Origin of the sequence: Microbispora sp. NBC_01389 (assembly GCF_045040095.1) — a bacterium.
Taxonomy (GTDB): Bacteria; Actinomycetota; Actinomycetes; order Streptosporangiales; family Streptosporangiaceae; genus Microbispora.
On record NZ_CP109552.1, the window covers coordinates 1163831 to 1180808 of the forward strand.

General features: G+C 71.4%; 1 protein-coding gene. It reads right to left on the minus strand.

The window, feature by feature from the left end; genetic code table 11:
* Window positions 1-16767 (minus strand): amino acid adenylation domain-containing protein, encoded by a 16767-nt coding sequence (locus OG344_RS05110; RefSeq protein WP_405087193.1) that lies wholly within the window; start codon window positions 16765-16767, stop codon window positions 1-3.
* Window positions 16768-16978 lie beyond the last annotated feature (211 nt).

The window sequence follows — 16978 nt, forward strand, 5'->3', positions numbered from 1 at the left end:
TCATCGGGCGCCCCTTTCGTCGGCGGCGAGTTCGCTCTCAAGTTCGTCGATCTGGCCCTGGTCGAGGCTGATCAGGGAGAAGTCGGACGGCGTGTGGCCGCCGCCGCCCGGACGCGCGACGTACGCCGCGAGTCCGGCGAGCATCGCCGCCCAGCGGTCGGCGAACTCCCGTACGGCCGGCTCGTCGAGCAGGCGCCCGGGCCAGGCCACGGTCAGAGTCAGCCGGGGTCCGTCGGGCAGGTCGTGGACGATGCCCGTGACCTCCAGGACATGGGTGACCGGGATGTCTCCGTCCACCCCGCCGCCGGGGCCCTCCGGGGCGGGCGACCAGTCGGCTCGGGTCCGCCGGCCGGTGAAGCGTCCGAGGTAGTTGAAGCCGATCTGGGCTCTGGGGAGTGCCGCGAGGTCTTGGGTGGTTTCGGGGTTGAGATAGCGGAGCAGGCCGTATCCCAGGCCGTCGCCCGGGACCGCCCGCACCTGCTCCTTGACGCGCTTGACCACCCGCCCGGCCGTCACCCCACCCGCCCGCAGATCGGCGAAGTCGGCCACCCCGGCGTCCAGCCGCACCGGATGACTGCTGGTGAACCAGCCCACCGTCCGCGACACGTCCATGCCGTCCGCCAGAGGGACACGCCCATGCCCCTCCACATCCACCACGACCCCGCCGCCCGGACGGCCCCGCCGCGCCCGCCATTCCGCGACCGCCGCCGCCAACCCCGCCAGCAGAACGTCATCGACCCCCGCATGGAACGCCGCCGGAACCCCCGTCAGCAACGCCGACGTCACCTCGGCCGGGACGGTCACCGAGACCTCCCGCATCGTCGCGCCGACGTCTCTGGCCGGGTCCAGGGGCTCGGTGGCCAGCAGCGGGTCCGGGCCTTGGAGGATCGCGAGCCAGTCCCGCAGTTCCGGCGTACGCCTCCCGGCCCTGGCCGCGAGTTCCCGGGCCCAATGGCGATAGGAGGTCGGGACCGGATCGAGGACGACCGGCCGACCGGCGGCCAACGCCGCGTAAGCGCCCGCCAGATCCGGCAGCAGAACCCGCAGCGACACCGTGTCCACCACGAGGTGCGCGGTCACCAGCAACAACCGCCCGGGCTCGCCGGGCCCGGCGTCCAGCCACACCACCTGGACCATCACCCCGGCCGGCGGATCCAACCGCGCAACAGCCGCCCTGGTCTGCTCACCGACCTGACCCGCCCAATCCGCGCCGACCCCCGGCCCATCGACCCGGCCCGGCCGATCAGTGCTGCCAACTTGCACCCGGCGCACCCACGCGGTGGTGTCGGCCGCCTGCGGCACCACCAGATGCGGCTCCGAACCCATCACCAGCCGGGCACGCAGCACCTCATGGCGATCCGCCACCGCCTGAACCGCAGCGGTCAGCGCATCGAAGCTCAGCCCTGGTGGTGTGACCACCACAGCGGACTGGAACACCTCACCCAGCTCCCCCGGGCCCACCCGTTCCAGCAATTCCCACATCACCGGCGTCAACGGGATCTCACCGACACCCGGCTCGCCGCCGCTTCCCGGACCGGCCTGGTCGGCCGTACGGACGACACCGGCGAGCGCGGCCGGAGACTGATGGTCGAACACCTCGCGGGTGGTGACCACCAGACCGGCGCGGCGGGCGGCGGCCACCAGCAACATCGACATGATCGAGTCGCCGCCCAACTCGAAGAACGACGCCTCCGCCCCGACCGGCCCCACGCCCAGAACCTCGGCGAACAACCCGCACAGAAGCTCTTCCATCGGCGTTTCCGCCGTACGGCCCGCACCAGGCACATCAGGCACGGGCAACGCCGCCCGGTCCAGCTTGCCGTTGACCGTCAACGGAATCGCCTCGATCGCCACCACCAGCGGCACCATGTAGTCGGGCAACCGGGACGCCGCATACTTCCGCAACCCCGCGATATCCACCCGCCCGGCGACCGCACTCGCGGCCTCGCCGCTCACGGTGTCGAGGCCGGCGACATCCACGCTCGCGGTGGCCGGGCTGATGACGGCGGGGGCTTGTGCGTCCGGGTCCTGGGAGGGGACCACGTAGGCGACCAGGCGCTTCTCGCCCGGGCGGTCCTCGCGCACGACGACGGCGACCTGCGCCACCGACTCATGGCTCGCGAGGACGGCTTCGACCTCACCGGGCTCGATCCGGAACCCACGGATCTTCACCTGCTCATCCGCCCGCCCGACAAAAGCAAGCTGACCGTCATTCAGCCAGCGGGCCAGGTCACCGCTGCGATACATCCGCCCACCCTCGGCGAACGGGCAGGCCACGAACCGCTCGGCGGTCATCCCCGGACGGCCCACATACCCCCGGGCCAGACCCGCGCCGGCGATATAGAGCTCTCCGGTGACGCCGGGCGGGACCGGACGCAGGAAGTCATCCAGCACGAACACGGCCGTGTTGGCGATCGGCGCCCCGATCGCCGGATCCTGCTTCACCGGGGTGTGCAGAGGGCTGGCGGTGGTGATCACACTGGCCTCCGTCGGGCCGTAGGTGTTCCACACCTCCGCCGCATCAGCCCACCGTGCGGCAAGACGGGCGCTCAACCGCTCCGCACCCAAAACCCACCGCCGCACCCCCGGCACACTCTCCGGATCCAGCACGCCCAGCAGAGACGGCACCACACTCGCCACCTCGACGCCCGCCGCGCCGATCATCTCTGCGAGGGCGCCGGGTTCGGCCCGCTCGGCCTCCGTCGCGATCGCCAGAGTCCCACCCGCCGCCAACGTCACCGCGACATCCAGTACGGCCGCGTCGAACCCGAAGGAGGCGAACTGCAACGCCGTCACCCCCGGACCCACATCCAAAGCAGGCCGCATCGCCTCCGCCAGGTTCACCACCCCGGCATGCGGCACCGCCACCCCCTTCGGCCGACCCGTCGACCCCGACGTATAGATCACATACGCCAACTGCGACGCATCGACTGCCACCTCCAAGCGCTCCGCAGGCAAGGCGTCGATCAGCTCGGCCGTGCGCTCGTCATCCAGCACGACCAGGCGCCATCCGCCCGCACCCATGGGAGTGCCGGCAGCAGCGGCGGCACCCACATCGGCGGTCGCACTCGCACCCACATCCGCGTTGGCGGCGTCAACACCCTCGCCCGCGTTGGCGGAGCCAGGGGTCGCGGCAGCCGCGTTCGTACTCGTGGCGGCATCCGCGCCCGTATCAGTGCCGGCATGGAGTGTGGCGATGCCGGACAGGGTGGCGGTGGTGCCGATGACGACCTGGGCGCCGCTGTCGGCCAGGACAAAACCGACCCGATCGGCCGGATAAGCAGGATCGATCGGCACATACCCCGCCCCGGCCTTCCACGCCGCCAGGATCGACACGACCAACTGCACCCCGCGCGGCAGCACCAGCCCCACCCGGGACTCGGCGCCCACCCCCAACTCACGCAGATAACCGGCTAACCGGTTGGCCGCCTCCTCCACCTCCTGGTAGGAGACGCCGACCCCGTCGCACCACACCGCCACCGCATCCGGCGAACAATCCGCCCACTCCTCGAACCGGTCCAGCACCGTCCCGGCCACCACCGGGGCAGCGGTGTCGTTCCACTCCTCCACCACCGACCGCCGCTCGGACTCCTCCAGCACATCGACCTGGCTGAGCCGCAGCGACGGATCGTCCGCCACCTGCTCCAGCACCCGTACCAACCGCTGGGCGAGCGCTTGGGCGGTGGACTCGTCGAAGAGGTCGGCGGCGTACAGGACGCCGCCGCCCAGCCCGGCCGGGGCCCCGGTCTCGTCCCGGCGTTCCACCAGCGACACCGACAGATCGAAGCGAGCGGAGGGGTCGGGCAGCGGTGGCATCGAGCTGACGTGCATGCCCGGCAGGTTCCATTCGGCCGGGGGCAGATTCTGCAGGGTCAGCATGATCTGGAAGAGCGGGTTGCGGGACAGCGAGCGCGCCGGATTCAGCTCGTCCACCAGTCGCTCGAACGGCACGTCCTGGTGGGCGTAGGCGGCAAGATCGGTCTCCCGCACCCGGCCCAGCACGTCTTCGAACGACGGATCGCCACTCAGGTCCGTACGCAACACCAGTGTGTTGACGAAGAACCCGGCCAGGTCCTCCAGCGCCGCGTCCCCACGGCCCACGATCGCCGTACCGATCGGGATGTCCGTCCCCGCGCCGACCTTCGCCAGCAACACCGCCAGCGCCGCATGCGCCACCATGAACATCGTGGCCCGGCCGCTCTGAGCGACCTCCACCAGCCGCGCATGAGTTCGCGCGTCCACCTCGACGGGCACGTTGGCCCCGCGGAACGACGACGTCGCCGGACGTGAGCGATCGGCCGGGAGCGTCAACTCCTCCGGCGCCCCTTCCAGGGTTTGCCGCCAGTAGCCGAGCTGGCCGCTGATCAGGCTGCCTGGATCGTCCGCCTCGCCCAGGACCTCCCGCTGCCACAACGCGTAGTCCGCGTACTGCACGGGCAGCGGCCGCCAGTCCGGCGCCCGGCTCTCGCGCCGGGCCGCGTACGCCAGGCTCAGATCCCGGCCCAGCACACCCATCGACCAGCCGTCCACCGCGATGTGATGCGCCACGACCAGCAGCACATGGTCCGACGGCCCGAGAACGAACAGGTGAACCCGCCACGGCAGATCGACACCCAGGTCGAAGCCCCGCCCGGCGTGCGCGGCCATGACCTCGACGAGCGCGTCCCCCGTCGCCTCCGTCACCGAGAACGGCGGATGGCCGGCCGCGCCCTGGAGTATCCGCTGCCGGGCCCTGCCCTCGCTCACCGGGAAGATCGTGCGAAGGCTCTCGTGGCGGTCGGCGACGTCGCCGACCGCGGCCTCCAGCGCCGCCACGTCCAGCTCACCCGACAGGCGAAGCGCCAGCGGGAGGTTGTACGCCGCGTCCGCGCCGGCATCTGTCTCCTCCAGCCGGTTGAGGAACCACATGCGCTGCTGGGCGTACGACAGCGGCAGCACCTCCGGCCGTGGCAGCGGGCGCAGCACCGCGCGGGCACCGCCGTCACCACCCTCGATGAGGCGGGCCACCCCGGCGATGGTCGGCGTGCCGAACAGTTCGCCGATGCCGAGTTCGGCGTCGAGCACGGCCCGGATGCGGGCGATCAGCCGCATTCCGAGCAGCGAGTCGCCACCGAGGTCGAAGAACGAGGCGTCGGTGCTCACCCAGTCGAGGCCCAGCACCTCGCCGAACAGCCCGCACAACACCTCTTCGACGGGGGTGGCCGGGCCACGGCCGGCGGCGGCGCCCGCGAAGTCGGGGGCGGGCAGCGCGGCCCGGTCGAGCTTGCCGTTCACGGTGACCGGCAACGCGTCCAGCACCACCACCGCCGCCGGGACCATGTAGTCGGGCAGCCGGGCGGCCACGTGCTCCCGCAGCACCCCGACGTCCGGGCTCTGGTCGGCCGGGTTCTGGCCGGCCGGGACGACGTACGCGACCAGGCGCCTGTCACCCGGGCGGTCCTCCCGGACGACGACCGCGACCTGCCCCACCGACTCATGCGAGGCCAGCACGGCCTCGATCTCGCCCAGCTCGATCCGGAAGCCGCGGATCTTCACCTGCTCGTCGGCCCGCCCCGCGAACACCAGCTGACCATCCGCCTGCCAGCGCACCAGGTCCCCGGTGCGGTACATCCGCTCACCCGGCGCGTGCGGACACGCCACGAACCGCCCGGCCGTCAGCCCCGCCCGCCGCAGATACCCCCGAGCCAGCCCCACCCCCGCGACGTACAACTCCCCGGTCACCCCGGGCGGCACCGGACGCAGGAAATCGTCCAGCACGAACACCCGCGCGTTGGCGATCGCGCCCCCGATCGGCACCACACCGCCCAGGTCCGGCCCCAGCGGCCGGCTCATCGTCGCGCAGACCGTCGTCTCCGTCGGACCGTACGCGTTGACCAGCCGCCGCCCCACCGCCCAGCGCTCGGCCATCCACGGCGGGCACGCCTCACCCGCCACCACCAGCGTCTCCAGACTGTCCGGCAGTTCCTCCACCGACGCGAGCACCGACGGCGACACCGTCACGTGCGTCACCCCGAACTCGCCCACCGCGTCGGCCAGCGACCCCGCCGGAGGCAGCCGGTCCGCCCCGGCCATCACCAGCGTCGCCCCTGTCAGCACCGCCATGCAGAGCTCCCACACGGAGGCGTCGAAGCTCAGGGAGGACAGTTGCAGCACCCGCGAGCCCGCGCCCACGTCGAACGCCGCGACGTGTACGGCCGCCAGGTTCCCCAGGCCCCGATGGGTCACTACCACACCCTTCGGCGTGCCGGTCGACCCGGAGGTGTAGATCACGTACGCGGGATGGTCGACCGCATGGCCGGGCACCGTCACCGGTGATGCCGGACGGGCCTCGATCGACGCGGCCACCACCGGGTCGTCGATCACCACGCACGCGGGAACACCGCCGCCGAGCAGCCCTTCGGCCTCCGCCAGTGCCGGCCGCACGGATCGGGTGCACAACACCAGCGCCGGAGCGGCGTCACCCAGCATGAACGCGATCCGCTGCGCCGGATAGGCCGGATCCACCGGCACGAACCCCGCACCCGCCTTCGCCACCCCCAAAAGCACCGCGACCAGCTCCGGCGAGCGCTCCATCATCACGCCCACCAGATCCTCCGGACCCACCCCCCGGCCGATCAGCTCATGCGCGATCCGGTTCGCCGCCGCGTCCAACTCCGCGTACGACCACGACACCCCCGGCCCCGCCACCGCCACCGCACCCGGCGACCGCTCCACCCGCGCCGCGAACAGCTCCGGCAAGGTACGGACCTCGACCGGCGTGGCGGTGTCGTTCCACTCGCCCAGCACGGCCCGCCGCTCGGCCTCGCCGAGCACCTCGATCTGGCCCACCGGCGCCGACGGATCGGCCGCCACCTGCTCCAGCACCCGCACGACCCGGCCGGCCACAGCCAGCGCCGCCTGCTCGTCGAAGAGATCGAGCCGATAGTCGAGGCGGAACTTCAGCGCCGGGTCCACGACGAGCGCGAGCGGATAGTTGCTTGTCTCCCTGGCCGTCAGGCCCGTCATCCGCAGGGTGCCGCCGGGAAGGGTGGCTTCGGGGTCTCCGGGATAGTTCTCGTACGCGACGAGCGTGTCGAAGGTCGCCCCCGGACCGGCCAGCCGCTGGATCTCCGTCAGCCCGAGATGCTGGTGGTCCAGCAACGCCGACTGCCGTGCCCGCAGGTCGGTCAGCACGTCTCTCACCGGCCGGGCGGGGTCGAGCCGCACCAGCACGGGAACGGTGTTCATGAACAGGCCCAGCATGTCCTCCATGCCGGGCAGCTCCGCCGGGCGGCCCGCGACCGTCGCCCCGAACACCACGTCACGGCGTCCCGCGAGCTGACCCACCACCAGCGCCCAGGCCGCCTGGATCACGATGTTGAGAGTCAGCCCCTGGACGTGGGCCAGTTTCCGGAGCGCCTGAGCCAGCCGTACGTCCGCCTGGAAGAGCAGCTTCCCCGTCGGGGCCGCTGCCTCCGCCGGCTCGGCCGGCGCCACCAGGGTCGGCTCCCGCACGCCGGCCAGCGCCTGCCGCCACGCCACCCGCGCCGCGTCCTTGTCCTGCCTGCCGAGCCACGCCAGATAGTCCCGGTACGGCGTGACCGCGGGCAGCCCGCTTGCGCTCCCACCAGCGGCGTAGAGCGCCCACACCTCGCGCAGCATGATCGGAAGTGACCAACCGTCGATCACGATGTGGTGCAGCGTGATCACCATGCGGTGCTGGTCCGGGCCCAGCTTCAGCAGCATGATCCGTACCAGCGGCGGCACCGACAGGTCGAACCGGCGGGCGTGCTCCTCGATCTCCAGCCGCTCGGCCTCGGCCAGAGCCGCTTCTTCCGGCATGCCGGACAGATCGACCTGCCGCCAGGGGAGCTCGATCCGCTGCGAGATCACCTGGACCGGCTGCTCCGCCCCGGCGACCTGCCGGAAGCTCGCCCGCAGACTCGCGTGACGTGTCAGCAGGCCTTCCCAGGACGCCCGCAGGGTTTCCGCGTCCAGCGATCCCTCAAGGCCGAGGATCATCTGCTCGACGTACACGTCCGTCGAGGTCTCGTCGTAGACCGCGTGGAACAGCAGCCCTTCCTGGAGTGGCGACGCGGGCAGCACGTCGGAGAGCTCCGGAACATCCGCCTCGAGTTCCTCGATCTGCCTCTGGCCGAGCGCCACCAGCGGGAAGTCCGACGGGGTGTGGCCGCCGCCGCCCGGACTCGCGACGTACGCAGCGAGTCCGGCGAGCATCGCCGCCCAGCCGGAGACGAGTTCCCGGGCCGCCTCCTCCGTCAGGAGACGTCCGGGCGCGGCAACGGTCAGCAGGAGCCGTGGGCCGTCTCCAAGGTCGCGGACCAGTCCCTCCGTTTCGATCGCGTGCATCACGGGGAACCGGCCGCTCACCTCCGGCCCGGAGCCGCCTTCGTCGACCGGCAGCCACCCGTGCAGGCGATCTCCAGTGGATTCGGTGAAGCGTCCGAGGTAGTTGAAGCCGATCTGGGCTCTGGGCAGTGCCGCGAGGTCTTGGGTGGTTTCGGGGTTGAGATAGCGGAGCAGGCCGTATCCCAGACCGTCGCCCGGGACCGCCCGCACCTGCTCCTTGACGCGCTTGACCACCCGCCCGGCCGTCACCCCACCCGCCCGCAGATCGGCAAAGTCGGCCACCCCGGCGTCCAGCCGCACCGGATGACTGCTGGTGAACCAGCCCACCGTCCGCGACACGTCCATGCCGTCCGCCAGAGGGACACGCCCATGCCCCTCCACATCCACCACGACCCCGCCACCCGGACGGCCCCGCCGCGCCCGCCATTCCGCGACCGCCGCCGCCAACCCCGCCAGCAGAACGTCATCGACCCCCGCATGAAACGCCGCCGGAACCCCCGTCACCAACGCCGACGTCACCTCGGCCGGGACGGTCACCGAGATGCGTCGAACCGTGGAATCGACGTCCTGGGCGGGATCGACGTGTTCGTTGGTCAGCAGCTGGTCGGGGCCTTCGAGCAGCGACAGCCAGTCCCGCAGCTCCGGCGTACGCCTCCCGGCCCCGGCCGCGAGTTCCCGGGCCCAGTGACGGTAGGAGGTCGGGACCGGATCGAGGACGACCGGCCGGCCGGCGGCCAACGCCGCGTAAGCGCCCGCCAGATCCGGCAGCAGAACCCGCAACGACACCGTGTCCACCACGAGGTGCGCGATCACCAGCAACAACCGCCCCGGCTCGCCGGGCCCGGCGTCCAGCCACACCACCTGGACCATCACCCCGGCCGGCGGATCCAACCGCGCAACAGCCGCCCTGGTCTGCTCACCGACCTGACCCGCCCAATCCGCGCCATCCCCCTGCTCGTCGACCCGGCCCGGCCAGTCAGTGCTGCCGACCCCCGGCCCATCGACCCCGCCGAGCCAATCGGCACCCGCCCCCTGCCCATCGACCTTGCGCGGCCGATCAGTGCTGCCAACTTGCACCCGCCGCACCCACGCGGTGGTGTCGGCCGCCTGCGGCACCAGCAGATGCGGCTCCGAACCCATCACCAGCCGGGCACGCAGCACCTCATGGCGATCCGCCACCGCCTGAACCGCAGCCACCAAAGCGTCGAAATCCAGCCCCGGCGGCGTGACCACCACAGCCGACTGGAACACCTCACCCAACGCCCCCGGGCCCACCCGCTCCAGCAACTCCCACATCACCGGCGTCAACGGAATCTCACCCACGCCCGAAACCCCTACGAAGTGGTTGATTCCTTCGTTCACCGGCCGGGCCACCGCCGCGACCCCAGCGGGCGTGCGATGCTCGAAGACCTGGCGTGCGGTGATGACCAGTCCGGCGCGGCGGGCGGCGGCCACCAGCAACATCGACATGATCGAGTCGCCGCCCAACTCGAAGAACGACGCCTCCGCCCCGACCTGCCCCACGCCCAGAACCTCGGCGAACAACCCGCACAGGAGCTCTTCTATCGGCGTTTCCGCCGTACGGCCCGCACCAGGCACATCAGGCACGGGCAACGCCGCCCGGTCCAGCTTCCCGTTGACCGTCAACGGAATCGCCTCGATCGCCACCACCAGCGGAACCATGTAGTCCGGCAACCGCGACGCCGCGTACTCCCGCAACCCCGCGATATCCACCCGCCCGGCACCCGCGCCGACTGCGCCCGAACTCGCAGCATCCACGCTCACGGTGGCCGGGCTGATGACGGCGGGGACTTGTGCGGCCGGGTCCCGGGAGGGGACGACGTAGGCGACCAGGCGCCTGTCACCGGGGCGGTCCTCACGCACGACGACGGCGACCTGGGCCACCGACTCATGGCCTGCGAGGACGGCTTCGACCTCGCCGGGCTCGATGCGGAACCCCCGGATCTTCACCTGCTCGTCCGCCCGCCCGACGAAAGCCAGCTGCCCGTCGTTGAGCCAGCGGGCCAGGTCACCGCTGCGGTACATCCGCTCCCCAGCGGAGAACGGGCAGGCCACGAACCGCTCAGCGGTCATCCCCGGACGACCCACATACCCCCGCGCCAGACCCGCGCCGGCGATGTAGAGCTCCCCGGTGACCCCGGGCGGGACCGGACGCAGGAAGTCATCCAGCACGAACACGGCCGTGTTCGCGATCGGCGCCCCGATCGGAGGATCCTGCTCCACCGGCGTCGCTATCGGGCTGGCGGTGGTGATCACACTGGCCTCCGTCGGGCCGTAGGTGTTCCACACCTCCGCCGCATCAGCCCACCGTGCGGCCAACCGGGCGCTCAACCGCTCCGCACCCAAAACCCACCGCCGCACCCCCGGCACACTCTCCGGATCCAGCACACCCAGCAGAGACGGCACCACACTCGCCACCTCCACCCCCGCCGCGCCGATCATCCGCGCCAGCGCCTCAGGTTCGGCCCGCTCGGCCTCCGTCGCGACGGCCAGGGTTCCCCCCGCCGCCAACGTCACCGCGACATCCAGTACGGCGGCGTCGAACCCGAAGGAGGCGAACTGCAACGCCGTCACCCCCGGACCCACATCCAAAGCAGGCCGCATCGCGTGTGCCAGGTTCACCACCCCGGCATGCGGCACCGCCACCCCCTTCGGCCGCCCCGTCGACCCCGACGTGTAAATCACATACGCCAACTGCGACGCGTCGACTGCCACCTCCAAGCGCTCCGCAGGCAAGGCATCGATCAGCTCAGCCGTGTGCTCGTCATCCAGCGCGATCAGGCGCAGCCCGCCCTCGCCCGCGTTCGCGTCGGTGTCGGGTGTGGTGATGCCGGCCAGGGCGGCAAACAGGGTGGTGGACAGGGTGGTGGAGAGGGTGGTGGAGAGGGTGGCGGTGGTGCCGATGACAACCTGGGCGGCGCTGTCGGCCAGGACGAAACCGATCCGGTCAGCCGGGTAGGCCGGGTCGATCGGCACATACCCAGCCCCGGCCTTCCACGCGGCCAGAATCGACACGACCAACTGAACGCCGCGCGGCAGCACCAACCCCACCCTGGACTCGGCACCAACCCCCAGCCCACGCAGGTAGGAGGCGAGTCGGTTGGCCGCCTCCTCCACCTCCCGGTAGGAGACGCCGACCCCGTCGCACCACACCGCCACCGCATCCGGCGAACGATCGGCCTGCTCACAGAACCGGTCCAGCACCGTCCCGGCCACCACCGGGGCAGCGGTGTCGTTCCACTCCTCCACAACCGCCCGCCGCTCGGACTCCTCCAGCACATCGACCTGGCTGAGCCGCACCGAGGGATCGGCCGCCACCTGCTCCAGCACCCGCACCAACCGCCGCGCGAGCGCCTGAGCGGTCACCTCGTCGAACGACTCCGTCAGGTAGTCGAGGCGGAGCCTCAGTTCGCCGATCGGATTCACGCCCAGAGCCAGGGAGAAGTTGGTCGCCTCTCGGACTTCCGTTCCGACGAGCTTCAACGGCTGAGGTGGTTCGCTGTCGCCCGCGCGATAGTTCTCGAAGGCCATCAGGGTGTCGAAGGTCGCACCCGGCCCGGCCAGACGCTGGATCTCCGTCAACCCCAGATGTTGGTGATCGAGCAGTTCCGACTGGGCTGCCTGGACCTCCGCCAGGATTCGTACGATCTGCGCGGCCGGGTCCAGGCGTACCCGCAGCGGGATGGTGTTGATGAAGAGCCCCACCATGTGTTCCATGCCGGGAAGCTCGGCGGGCCGCCCGGCGACGGTGACGCCGAACACCACGTCTCGACGCCCGCTCAGCATCCCGACGAGCACCGCCCACGCCACCTGGAGCACCGTGTTCAGGGTCACGCCCTGCCGGCGGGCCAGGTCTCGCAGCGCCTGGGTCAACTCCCGGTCGGGTTCGACCACGACCTGATCTGTGGTGGACCCCGCAGACGCCGATGCGACCAGCGTCGGCTCCTCCACCCCGGCCAGCGCCTGCCGCCACGCCTCCCGTGCCGCGTCCTTGTCCTGCCGGCCCAGCCAGGCCAGATGCTCCCGGTACGGCGTGACGGGTGCCAGTGTTCCGGCGTCGCCGCCTTCCGAATAGGCGGCCCACAGTTCTCTCTGCAGGATCGGCAGCGACCACCCGTCGAGCACCACGTGATGCAGCGTGATCACCATGCGGTGCCGGTCAGTGGCCAGCTTGACCAGGAGGACACGCAGCAGCGGTGGTGCGCCCAGATAGAACCGCCGGGCCCGCTCCTCGTCCGCCAGACGCTGCGTCTCCGTCCGGGCCTCGTCCAGAGGAAGCGCCGACAGGTCCACCTCACGCCACGGCAGCGCGGCCCGCCGTACGATCACCTGCACGGGGTGCTCCAAGCCGCTGACCTGGTAGAACCCCGCGCGCAAGCTGGCGTGCCGTTCGAGCAGCGCCTCCCAGGACGCCCGCAACGCCGGCGCGTCCAGCGGCCCTTCGAGTTCAAGGGCCATCTGCTCCGCGTAGACGTCCCGCGTCTGGTCGTCGTACAGGGCGTGGAAGAGCAGCCCCTCCTGCAGCGGTGACACCGGCAGGACCTCGACCAGGTCCGGAACGTCCGCCTCAAGCCGCTCGACCTGCGCCTGGTCGAGCGGCACGAGGGGAAAGTCGGAGGGAGTGTGCCCGCCGCTCCCGCGGGCGGCCGTGTGCGCGACGAGGCCGGCCAGCATCGCCGCCCACGCGTCGACCAGGCCCTGCGCGGCGCTCTCGGACAGCAGCCGCTCCGGCCAGGCAAGGGTCAGTACGAGCGACGGTCCTTCCGCGAGGTCCCTGACCATGCCTTCGGCTTCGAGCGCGTGCATGACCGGCGACCGGTTCGCGATGCCCTCACCAAGGCCGTTGTCCTCGGCGAGCTGCCAGTTCCTGTGCTGGGTCGTGAACCGTCCCAGGTAGTTGAAGCCGATCTGCGCCCTGGGGATCGCCGCCAACTCCGCGGCGGTGTCGTGGTTGAGATAACGGAGCAGGCCGTATCCCAGGCCGTCGCCGGGGACCGCCCGCAGCTGCTCCTTGACGCGCTTGACCGCTCGTCCCGCGGACGGGCCGCCGTTCCGTACGTCGGCGAAGTCCACGGCTCCGGCGTCGAGCTGTGCCGGGTGGATGCTGGTGAACCAGCCCACGGTCCTGGTCAGGTCCTCGCCGTCGGCCAGCGGCACCCTGCCGTGCCCTTCGACGTCCACGACGATGCCCTCGTCCGGGTCCCGTCCATCCTGCGACTCGGCGACAGCCGCGACCAGTCCGGTGAGCAGGATGTCGTCGATACCGGCGTGGAACGCGGCCGGCACCGCGGTCAGCAGGGCTGCGGTGACATCCGCGGGTACGGTCGCCGCGACGCGCCGCACTGTCGCGCCGATGTCCCGAGCCGGGTCCAGGGGTTCGGTGGTCAGCAACGGCTCGGGACCTTGGAGAAGGGCGAGCCAATCGGGCAGTTCCGCCGTCCGCTCGCTCGCCTCGGCGGTAAGTTCCCGGGACCAATGGCGGTAGGAGGTCGGGACGGGGTCAAGGGTGATCTCGTGCCCGGCGGACAGCTTCTCGTAGGCATCGGCCAGATCGGGCAGAAGAATGCGCCAGGAGACGCCGTCCACGACAAGGTGGGCGATGACCAGCAACAACCGCCCCGGCTCGCCGGGCCCGGCGTCCAGCCACACCACCTGGGCCATCACCCCGGCCGGCGGATTCAACCGCGCAACAGCCGCCCTGGTCTGCTCACCGACCTGACCCGCCCAATCCGCGCCATCCCCCTGCTCGTCGACCCGGCCCGGCCAGTCAGTGCTGCCGACCCCCTGCCCATCGACCCCGCCGAGCCAATCGACGCCGGCCCCCTGCCCATCGCCCCGGCCGGGCCAATCGACGCTGCCAACCTGCACCCGCCGCACCCACGCCGTGGTGTCGGCCGCCTGCGGCACCAGCAGATGCGGCTCCGGCCCGGTCACCAGCCGGGCACGCAGCACCTCATGGCGATCCGCCACCGCCTGAACCGCAGCCACCAAAGCGTCGAAATCCAGCCCTGGTGGTGTGACCACCACAGCGGACTGGAACACCTCACCCAGCGCCCCCGGGCCCACCCGTTCCAGCAATTCCCACATCACCGGCGTCAACGGGATCTCACCGACACCCGGCTCGCCGCCGCTTCCCGGACCGGCCTGGTCGGCCGTACGGACGACACCGGCGAGCGCGGCCGGAGACTGATGGTCGAACACCTCGCGGGTGGTGACCACCAGACCGGCGCGGCGGGCGGCGGCCACCAGCAACATCGACATGATCGAGTCGCCGCCCAACTCGAAGAACGACGCCTCCGCCCCGACCGGCCCCACGCCCAGAACCTCGGCGAACAACCCGCACAGGAGCTCTTCCATCGGCGTTTCCGCGGCCCGGCCGGCATCGGGCAGATCGGGGGCGGGCAGCGCGGCCCGGTCCAGCTTCCCGTTGACCGTCAACGGAATCGCCTCGATCTGAACGACCAGCGGAACCATGTAATCCGGCAACCGCGACGCCGCGAACTCCCGCAACCCCGCCACATCCACCCGCCCGGCACCCGCGCCGCCAGTGGCCGGGCCGGCGTCCGGACCGGTGACATCCATGCCCATCCCGCGCGGGGCACCCTCCCCGCCCAGCGCGCCGGAGCTTGCGGCGTCCAGGCTTGCGGCGTCCAGGCTTGCGGCGTCGGGGGTGGGGACGACGTAGGCGACCAGGCGCTTCTCGCCCGGGCGGTCTTCGCGGACGACGACGGCGACCTGCGCCACCGACTCGTGGGCGGCGAGGACGGCTTCGACCTCGCCGGGCTCGATCCGGAACCCCCGGATCTTCACCTGCTCATCCGCCCGCCCGACAAAGGCAAGCTGACCGTCACCACACCAGCGGGCCAGGTCACCGCTGCGGTACATCCGCTCCCCGGGGGTGAACGGGGAGGCGACGAACCGCTCGGCGGTCATCCCCGGACGACCCACATACCCCCGGGCCAGACCCGCGCCGGCGATATAGAGCTCCCCGGTGACCCCGGGCGGGACCGGACGCAGGAAGTCATCCAGCACGAACACGGCCGTGTTGGCGAGCGGCGCCCCGATCGCCGGATCCTGCTCCACCGGAGTCGCTATCGGGCTGGCGGTGGTGATCACACTGGCCTCGGTCGGGCCGTAGGTGTTCCACACCTCCGCCCCCGACCCCAGCCATCGTGCGGCCAAGCGGGCGCTCAACCGCTCCGCACCCAAAACCCACCGCCGCACCCCCGGCACACTCTCCGGGTCCAGCACACCCAGCAGAGACGGCACCACACTCGCCACCTCGACGCCCGCCGCGCCGATCATCTCTGCGAGGGCGCCGGGTTCGGCCCGCTCGGCCTCCGTCGCGATCGCCAGAGTTCCGCCGGCCGCCAGAGTGACGGCGACGTCGAGTACGGCCGCGTCGAACCCGAAGGAGGCGAACTGCAACGCCGTCACCCCCGGACCCACGTCCAAAGCAGGCCGCATCGCCTCCGCCAGGTTCACCACCCCGGCATTCGGCACCGCCACCCCCTTCGGCCGACCCGTCGACCCCGACGTGTAAATCACATACGCCAACCCCGCCGCATCGACTGCCACCTCGAAGCGCTCCGCAGGCAAGGCGTCGATCAGCTCGGCCGTGCGCTCGTCATCCAGCGCGATCAGGCGCAGCCCGCCCTCGCCCGCGTTCGCGTCGGTGTCGGGTGTGGTGATGCCGGCCAGGGTGGCAAACAGGGTGGTGGACAGGGTGGTGGACAGGGTGGCGGTGGTGCCGATGACGACCTGGGCACCGCTGTCAGCCAGAACGAACCCGATCCGATCGGCCGGATAAGCAGGATCGATCGGCACATACCCCGCCCCGGCCTTCCACGCGGCCAGAATCGACACGACCAACTGCACCCCGCGCGGCAGCACCAACCCCACCCGGGACTCGGCGCCAACCCCCAGCCCACGCAGGTAGTGAGCCAGCCGGTTCGCCGCCTCCTCCACCTCCCGGTAGGAGACGCCGACCCCGTCGCACCACACCGCCACCGCATCCGGCGAACGATCGGCCTGCTCACAGAACCGGTCCAGCACCGTCCCGGCCACCACCGGGGCAGCGGTGTCGTTCCACCCCTCCACCGTCAGCGAACGCTCCTCCGGGGTCAGCACCTCGATCTCACCGATGGGGGTGGCAGGAGCAGCGGAGGCGTTCTGCGCGAATGTCGTGAACATCCGCCCGTAGGCCGCCTGCCCGTCTTCCCGGCTACCCTCGCAGACCCCGCATTCCTCGCCCGGACCGGCCACGGACCCGCCGTCCGTAAGGGCCTCCTCGGCCAGCCGTACCAGCTCGTCCAGACGGCTCCCCGGCTTCACCTCAAGCCGGACCGGTGAGCGATGCCCTTCAACGTCGAGGACGACCTCACGTGCTCCGCTCACGCGGTGGAGATAGGCCGTCGCGATGGCGACGGCCTCGGCCGGAGACCGATCCAGCCACACCACCGGCTCGGGACGGTCGGCCAACCGGATGTGCCGACCGCCGGCGACAGAACACCTCGTGAGCCGACCCGCGGCAGAAGGGAGGGGACGGGAATCAGACACAGCGGAGCTCCCACCGATTTGTTGCTCGATCGACATTCCCGAGGTGCCG